The organism is Agriterribacter sp. (assembly GCF_035444585.1).
Lineage (GTDB): Bacteria > Bacteroidota > Bacteroidia > Chitinophagales > Chitinophagaceae > Agriterribacter.
In genome coordinates this window covers 1-3,147 of record NZ_DAOMOZ010000338.1, presented here as the reverse complement: position 1 = coordinate 3,147, position 3,147 = coordinate 1, and the positions used below count along the sequence as shown (strand labels likewise).

At 43.8% G+C, this 3,147-nt stretch carries 2 protein-coding genes; one reads left to right on the top strand and one right to left on the bottom strand.

Translation table 11 applies throughout. From position 1 onward, the window contains the following. The coding region (locus tag PLH26_RS21165) for a pyridoxal phosphate-dependent decarboxylase family protein (RefSeq protein WP_324588007.1) at positions 1-1,138 on the top strand (1,138 nt) is incomplete at its 5' end. A gap of 276 nt (positions 1,139-1,414) precedes the next feature. Here the strand turns inward: PLH26_RS21165 and PLH26_RS21160 are convergent. Then, positions 1,415-3,091, bottom strand: coding sequence for a RagB/SusD family nutrient uptake outer membrane protein (locus PLH26_RS21160; RefSeq protein WP_324588006.1), 1,677 nt, complete (start codon positions 3,089-3,091; stop codon positions 1,415-1,417). Positions 3,092-3,147: the final 56 nt, after the last annotated feature.

The following is a 3,147-nucleotide window of genomic DNA, read 5'->3' as shown; positions in this document are numbered from 1 at the left end:
TGGAGGTATTTTTACAGCAGCACTTGCCGATTTTATTGCTGCAATTACTAACCCATTTGCCAGTGCTTATTATGCATCCCCCGGTGCTGCTACAATCGAAAATGAAGTAATTGAATGGCTGAAGTGCGTGTTTTCTTTTCCTGAAAACGCTGTAGGGTGTTTGTCTTCAGGGGGCTCAATATCCACACTAATTGCATTTACGGCGGCAAGAGATAAATACAAAATTAAAAATGAGCTCATCCCTAAAAGCGTAGTTTATCTTAGCGGGCAGGTTCACCATTCTACCCAAAAGGCATTACGCATTATCGGACTTGAAGATGTAACCATTCGGTATATCCCCATAGACGACAGGCACAGAATTATATCAAACACTTTAAGCGGGTTAATAGAAAAAGATAAAGCCGATGGGCTTAATCCCTTTTTGATAGTAGCAACAGCAGGTACTACAGATACAGGAACAGTTGACCCGTTAGACGAAATCGCCGGTATAGCACAACAGCACAAGTTATGGTTTCACATAGATGCTGCTTACGGCGGTTTTTTTATTTTGACATCGAAGAAAGATTTATTTAAAGGAATTGAAAGAGCAGACTCATTGATTGTTGATCCTCATAAAGGGCTATTCTTACCGTATGGGGTAGGTGCCGTATTAATTAAGGACAGAAACGCCGCTCTGTATTCACACTATTATACCGCCAACTATATGCAGGACGGATACAATGAGGAATTACTAAAAAGCCCTGCTAATTTATCTCCCGAATTGACCAGGCATTTCAGAGGACTCCGGGTATGGCTGCCATTACAAATTCACGGCATAGAGCCGTTTGTTTCCTGCCTTGAAGAAAAATTGTTGCTGGTTAGATACTTTAGATATCAACTTGGCAAGCTTGGTTTTTGCCTTGGCCCTGAACCCGACCTGTCCGTTAGTTATTTCTGGTATCCGTTTAAATCTGATACAGATGAAAAGAACAGACAGTTGATGCGTAAAATACACCAGGATGGTTCTGTTTTTTTAAGCTCCTCAATGATCAATAACCGGTTTGTAATTCGTATAGCAATATTAGCATTCAGAACAAAGAAAGAAACGGTAGATGAGGCGATTGAAATGGTTGGCAGGTGCCTGGAACAAACAAATTAATACTGGTTAGAATAAATATTTTTTGTACCCATTATGTTTTTGCAATGCTGACGAATTACAGCATCATTGTTGTTCGGGGAAGACAGGTGAAATAAAAATCCGAGGTTGTCTCAAAAGGCCGGTATAGAAAATATGCCACAAAGACACCAATACACAAAGTCCTGATCTTCAGATTTTATTTTCTTCGTGTTCCTGCCGGCAGGCAGGTTAGTGCCTTAGTGGCAAAACATAACTTTTGAGACAACCCCGGACTGAAATAAATGTCTGCCGGATATATTAATATCCGGCGTTCTGTATCAGGTAATCTGGCAGGTTAGATGCCCCGTCTATTGCATTTTGCGGAATGGGAAAAATGCGTTTCTGAGGATCGGAATTGGTTTTCTCTGTCCATGTGCCTTCATATTTTCCAAAACGGATCATATCGGTACGGCAAACGTTTTCCCAATACAACTCAAACCCTCTCTCGCGATACAATAGATCCAGGTTTATTTCTGTTAAAGCCGGCGGCACCACTCTGGCAGTCCTGGAGGCGCGAACGGTGTTCACGTCTGCCAGCGCTTCTGCTTCGCCACCGCCTTTTCGTAACCTGGCTTCTGCCCGCATCAGGTAAATGTCTGCCAGGCGAAGGATCACAATATCATGCTCCCCGAAATTACGACCGCTTACAGATCCTCGGCTGAACTCGTATTTTTCAACACGGTAACCATTGTTGTAATTGCTTCCTGCAACGGTAAAATCTATGTTTTCCGTAAAAAATACAGGCAGGTCGGGACGGTTACGGGTATTGTTGTACAGCTTGCCCACTTTCATATCTCCGTTAGGGCATGTTTCAAACGCACCTCCCGTTCTTATCAGCCCGTATTGCTGCCCTCTTAATATACCACGGTCAATGTGAAAATCATCTCCCGGGATGCAGGTTGTTGTAGTATCGAGATTCCGCTTAAAGAACCTGCCATCCATTTCCGCCGGATCATTGGGCGCATAGGCCTGTGCCCAGGTTTGATAAAAGTCGGAGGTAATGCCGGGTCCATCGGTGCCGTTTGCGCCCGGATAGGCAGCGAGCGGGAACTGATCTCCGGAAAGAGAAAAATATGCCATGCGGTTGTGCCCGTTGAGATCTGCCCTTTGGTCAACCGCAAAGATCAACTCTTTATTGGTATGATTGGCGTCGTCAAATATTTCAAAATACTCCGGCGACAATACAAATTTCCCTGAATTGATGATCTGGTCGCAGTATTGGATCACCTTGTCCATATCTTCACCCGTAAAATTAAATGACCCATAGATGTCCCTGTAAACCGCAGCCTGTAAATGCAATCTTGCCAGCAATCCCCATACTGCAGCTTTGGTAATCCTGCCCGGACCGGTATCATCACGAACGATGGGTTCAATGGCCAGCAATTCCGATTTAATGTATTCTACAGCATCGTTCCCTCTCAAAATTACGGAGTTGGTCTGGGGGTCGTCTTTTTGAAAAGCTATTCCGAATAAGTCGAGGCAAAGCAGGTTATAATAAGCACGCATTCCTCTTGCTTCGGCTAAAAAAAGCTGGGCATTGGGATCGGTGCTGGAAGGTAGTGCATTGATCGCCAGTATAGAGCGCGAAATGCCTTGTGTTAAGTTATTCCAAACATTCCTTACGTTGGGGTCGGCACTGGTAGTTTCATGCTTGTGCAATGAAATATAAATACCATTATCTCCCCAATCCGTACCTCCCCTGTATGGCAATATGGCCTGATCTGTAGAAATTTGCTGTAAGGCAAAATACTGAGTGTGCTGAAAGAGCCCCGGTAAAATCGCATATACAGGAGCGATCAGCCCTTCGGCTACTTCCTTTTCGGTAGAGCCGGTACTGGAAGTTTCATCTAACACCCGTTCATGCAGTTTGGTGCAGCTACCCGCAACAGTTGCCACCGTATATAATGACAGTATATAAAATATCTTCTTAATCATAAACAATCAGATTTTAGAATGATAGATTTAATCCAAAAATTATTGACCGCGCTTTC